Annotated in this window: 1 protein-coding gene and 2 pseudogenes; 2 read left to right on the top strand and 1 reads right to left on the bottom strand. The window is 54.5% G+C overall.

Translation table 11 applies throughout. The annotated features are described in order from the left end of the window. The first annotated feature begins 131 nt into the window (after nt 1-131). Nucleotides 132-2,987: a toll/interleukin-1 receptor domain-containing protein gene (locus BKH32_RS11695; protein ID WP_075250184.1), complete on the top strand. Its 2,856-nt coding sequence runs from the start codon at nt 132-134 to the stop codon at nt 2,985-2,987. Between the two features lie 464 nt (nt 2,988-3,451). On the opposite strand, the pseudogene BKH32_RS14555 reads toward BKH32_RS11695, so the two are convergent. Next, nucleotides 3,452-3,590 (bottom strand): annotated as a pseudogene (locus tag BKH32_RS14555) (IS3 family transposase); the annotation flags it as partial. A 63-nt stretch (nt 3,591-3,653) separates the two neighbouring features. Here BKH32_RS14555 and BKH32_RS11685 point away from each other — a divergent pair. Continuing rightward, nucleotides 3,654-5,049 (top strand): annotated as a pseudogene (locus tag BKH32_RS11685) (IS256 family transposase). Nucleotides 5,050-5,401 lie beyond the last annotated feature (352 nt).

Here is a 5,401-nt window from a genome sequence, read left to right as displayed (position 1 = left end):
GGTGGCGGCACCGCCGTCGTGTCTACGTGGTAAAATAAGCGAAATTCCGGTTCGATCGAACTGCAACTTCCGCTCTGGATCTCGATGATGAACATCCAGTGCGTAAGTTTCAACCAAATAAGGAGCTCCCAATGAAGCGAGACCTTGTCGACAAATTGACGTCTATTGTTAAAGTTCAATGGATGCGATGGAAGCATCGGCGAGTAGGCAACTTTGACGTGTTCATTTCCTACAGTCACGACCCATCTAGAACGCTCGCGTTTGCGTTGCACGACAGCTTAGAGAAGCTCAGTCGAAACTGGTACAGTTTCCGGGCGCTAAATGTCTTCTTAGATCGAAGTTCACTCGGACCGACGATGATGCTAGAAAAGGAGCTTGAAAGTATCATTAAGCGGTCCGAGTGGCTTGTATACATATGCTCCGAAAATGCTGCGAAATCAGTGCCTGTAATTAAAGAGCTTAACTGGTACATTGAACATAATGGTGTCGATAAACTCATACTCATAGTAGATGATGGTGTAATTCGCTGGGATCGAGAGGCTGAGCGTTTTTCCAGAACAACAACAAACATACCGAACGAGGTGTTGAGCAAGATTAAAGATGAGCCTCTATGGATAGACCTGAGAGGGAGGAACGATGCGCAAGAGTCCTTAGAAAGTTATCCAGACTATCTTGATGCGGTTCTTAGCATATCGTCACGCGTACAGAACACTTCCAGAAAGGCTCTTCTGGATCGAGAGAACAAGCGCCAAAAGCGCTTGGTGAGATTTCGGTGGACCTTCTTTGTTGTGCTCTCCGCTTTTCTCGTAATCTCCGTAGCAGTTTCCTGGGTTGCTGTATCTGCGCGGAATGAAGCCTTATCGAACCTGAATGTCGCGACCGCAAGAGCATTTGCCGCACGCGCTAATGAGTTATCGGAAAGCGACTCAGCTGATTCGCGAATATATGCGGCTCAAGCGTGGGACCTTCATAAAGATGAAGTTACTCGTACGGCTCTATTCAAATCCGTTGTAAACTCACAGAACTTAACCCGTCATCGGGTTACCTCGGGCGCTATTACGAGCATTACTGCCAATACCGATGAAACTGTCGTATATATAGGTCATGAAGATGGAGCCGTAGAGCGATGGGAATTGAGCACAAATGAGTTGAAGAGCATCGGGAAACTGAGGTTCCCAGTAAAGGATATTACAACAGACAGATCGGGGAAAGTCGTTGCAGCGACGGGATGGAAAGATATCTACAATGGAAATTTTGAAGCAGAGGTGAAACTATGGAGACCGGGGAAAGAGTTATGCCGTACGATGATGAACCGCTACGGTGGCGCAGCCGTCTCTCCCTCTGGTGAAACAATCGTGCTACCCCCTCAAGACTCTGATACTGTTAGGGTTTTGCGTGGAGGGCAGGACGACTGTGATTGGAAAAGGATAAGTATCGGTGATAGCGATTCGAAAATTCCACCTAAATATCCAAATGACGTGATTGCGTTACCTGATGATAATTTAGTCGTGATACAAAGTAACACTAGGGTAGATACATACTCCCTTCGCGATGGCCGTCCAGTCTTTAGAATTTATCATCAGATAATGGGGCCGGATGACGAGTCACCCGTTCTCTCCGATAATGGGGCATATTCATTTGGGGATGGAGGAGTTATTTCAACACAGCAGACCATCGACGAAAATGAAAATCCGATATATTTCAACGGGAAACTCGAATGGGTCAAGCATGCCTACACAAGGTGGCCCTTGCCAGCGGTTTCTCCCGATGGGCTAACCACTGCCGTGATTAATGCAGATGGGCTTGCTGTGTATGATGTAGAAAACGACCGGCCGAACAAATGGAAAACCGCAATTCTGCCTGTTGGTAAAGAGCTCTCCGCTTTGGCCGTGCCTACTAAACATGTGGTACTTACCGCGATAGGCTCAAGCGTTTCATACTGGAAGATGAATAACCCATCAAAGATAATTAGAGGCTATGACTCAACTGCTGCTCCGATGTGTGACGTTTATGGAGTTTCTCGAATTTCGCCGTCTCATTCGGGCAAGTATTTGGCTCAGCATTGGAACGGCCCTAGCGGTGACTTTACTTACATTCTCAACTCTGACGATAGTACGGAGAGCGTGGTTGAAGATGGGGATTTTCTCGCTTGGCGAACCGATGAGGACTTTTTTGCTATTCAGAATGGGAAGACTTGTCTTTATCGTGCAGTAGATGGTGGTTCTGAGCGATGCTGGAGCATACCTTCTTGGATTGAAGACGACTCTAATGCCGGGAACATCACATCCAATCCTGGACGCATAAAAGGTGTGTGGGATGGGAACTCTTTAAAATTTTCAAACGGTTCAACCATTTGGAGTTTTAACTACAAAACGCATCAGTTTAGTCAAACTATTCCCGAGGGTCGCGTAGTTGAAATGACCTCTCATGGAATTGTGGTTTCGGAAGATAGTGAAGAAGGTCCTGGTTCAGGTATATTCAAAGTGATTTATAGCGATGGAAAAGTGGAGATTTATGATCATTATGTTTGGTTAGCCAATGACGGTTCTAGTATCAGTACGTCGCGGAACGGAACTGTCGTTGCTAATTCGAGTTACGGAGCGATTGAGCAACGATCGTATCCGGGGAGATCTTCGACCGTAGATATTTCAACCAATGGTGAGTATCTCGCTTATGTCGATTCTCTGAGTTCGGTGTCAGTGTATTCTTTAGCTGCGAGAACGAAAGTTGGAACTATTCCGTTGCCTGGAGATCCATATTCTGCGGCCGCGGTTCAGTTCACTCCGTCAGGTTCTTCGTTGTATCTAAACTATTTTGACAGTTCGACAGGTAAGGAGGCTACGTTGAAGGTAGATCTTAATCCGGACTCCTGGTTTGATGACAATTGCAAGGTCGTGCGCCGATCGATTTCGTCGGACGATTGGTATCGAGTTACGGAGATGGATAAACCGAAGTCAGGTTTTGCTTGCTCGAGTTATGTTCACTGAGGTTATCTTATCTGGGGTGTCTCACGGTGCTCACATGTGGTGTGTCAGGTGGTGGTGGCTAGCTGCGTCGATGGCTGTGGGTCGTAGAGGGGGGTGCCCCTATGTGGTGTGTCAAGCGGCTGCGGGTAGTTTCGTGGCTGGTTGGCGGTTGTTGAGGGCGCGGTCGCGGATCGTGGCGTGCAGGGTCAGGATGTGGCGGTGGGCCAGGGCGAGGGCGGCCTAGCGTAAGGCGGTTTGCCTTGGTCGCGTTTGCGCTGGTAGTAGGCCTGGGAGACGGGGGCGGAGTGTAGTGTCAAGCCCCGGGTTTTTTGTGGAGGCTGGTTTATCTGTTGCCGGTGGTTGCCGGTTGTGATTGTTCCTGGCGGTGGTGGTCGTGGTGGGTGTCGGGTGCCCAGGTGGCTTCGTGCTCGGCGGGGGTTCGCATCCCGATGGCGGAGTGTGGCCGGGTGGTGCCCGTACCTGTGGACCCACTCGGCGGTGGCGAGTACGGGCGGCGTCGATGTCCTCCCAAGGGCCCTGGTTGCGGATCAGCTCGGCCTTGTACAGCGAGTTGAGCGCCTCGGCCAGAGCATTGTCGTAGGAATCCCCCTTAGAGCCTACAGAGGCGACTGCCTCGAGCGTGTTCAATGGTTTGTGTAAGCCCCTCCGTTGGAAGGACTGACACTGATGACTGCTACTGATGACGACACACAGAAGGTTCCTACTGGGCGTGATGCGGTTGACCGACTGCGTTCGCAGGGGGCTTTGGACGGCTTGTTCGAGCAGACCTGGTGTCGGCCAGGTGAAGATGACCGGGGCTGATGGTCTGCTGCCGGCCCTGGTCAAGGAGGCCCTGGAGAGGGGCCTGGCCGCTTGGCTTGAGCGAGCACCTGGGCTATGAAAAGGGCGAGCCGACCTCCCAGGCGCGCAGCAACGCCAGGAACGGGACCACACCCAAGACGGTGGACTCCGAGGTGGGGCCCTTCGAGACCTGTGGTGCCTCGGGACCGGGCCGGGACCTTCACGCCGCGCCTGGTGCGTAAGGGCCAGCGTCGTCTGGACGAGCTGGATGCGATGATCATCAGCTTGTATGCCGGAGGAATGACGGTGCGCGACATTCAGCACCACCTGGCCTCCACGCTCAGCGTGGAGCTGTCCGCGGGGACCATTTCGAAGATCACCGACGCGGTCGCTGACGCTGTCCTGGAGTGGCAGCGCCGCCCGCTGGACGAGTTCTACCCGGTGATCTACCACAGGCGCGATCCGGGTCAAGGTCCGCGTCAATCACCGGGTCGCCTCCCGCTCGGCCCATATCGCGGTCGGCGTCGACATGGACGGGATCAAGCACGTGGCTTAAGGATCTGGGTCCAGGCCGAGGAAGGAGCCTCCTTCTGGGCACATGTGTGCGCCGAGCTGGCCAACAGAGGCGTGAGCGACGTGCTGAACGTAGAGGGGGCACCTCCCGCACAGGAGCGAAGCGCGCGGGGGAATGCGACGGGCTGACGGGCCTGCCCGAGGCGAACGCAGGCAGTCCTGGCCCCAGGCAACGGTCCAGACCTGCGTGGTCCACCTGATCCGGGCCTCAATGCGGTTCGTGTCCTACGGGGACCGCAAGAAGGTCGCCGCCGCTGTCAAACCCATCTACACCGCCCCGAGCCAGGAGGCCGCTTGGCAGGCCCTGACCGACTTCTCTGAGTCCGATCTGGGGGTCAAGTACCCCCAGACGGTGACGACCTGGGAGCGGGCCTGGGAGAGGTTCACTCCCTTCCTGGACTTCCCGCCGATGCTCAGGCGCGTCATATACACGACCAACAGTATTGAGTCGCTGAACTACCAGCTGCGCAAGGTCACCAAGAACCGCGGCCACTTCCCCAGTGATGAGGCGGTGGTCAAGCTGCTGTGGCTGGCGATCTGCGACATCGAGGACAAACGAGCCCGAGAACGCGACAAGGAGAAAGGACTGCCAGCATCCAAGCGCAGGGCCAAGGGCAGACTCGTCGAAGGACAGATCACCACCGACTGGAACAAGGCCCTGGCCCAGCTCACCACCGCCTACCCCGACCGATTCGCCCCCCACCTGTAAACCGCTTACACAGAAACCTTGACAGGCTCGACTGCCTCGGCCTCGGACAGGGCCTGCCCGTAGCGGATGGACCGGTACTGCACCCCACGGTCGCAAGTGGTGCACCAGGCCCGTCAGGTCAGCACCGGCTCGTTTCCGCTGCCAGACGGCCATCTGAAGGGCATCCAGCCCCAGGAAGGTCCTCAGATCAGGGCCGGTGAAGGTAGTCTCAGGCACGTCGAGGTCTCTCAGGTGGCGTGTGTAGCAGCTCCCATCATCAGGGGACCTCGACCCCTACCCACCGCAACGACGCACCCACCCCACCTACACACTTCAATAGGCTCCAGTTACCACACCCTCAAACACGAAGAGC

It is taken from the genome of Actinomyces oris (assembly GCF_001929375.1).
Lineage (GTDB): Bacteria > Actinomycetota > Actinomycetes > Actinomycetales > Actinomycetaceae > Actinomyces > Actinomyces oris_B.
Note: the sequence above shows the minus strand (reverse complement) of the source record. Positions and strands in the feature narration are given on the sequence as shown.

Excerpts from the sequence above, each read along its gene's own strand:
- BKH32_RS11695 (WP_075250184.1), top strand. The coding sequence starts at position 132 with ATGAAGCGAGACCTTGTCGACAAATTGACGTCTATTGTTAAAGTTCAA.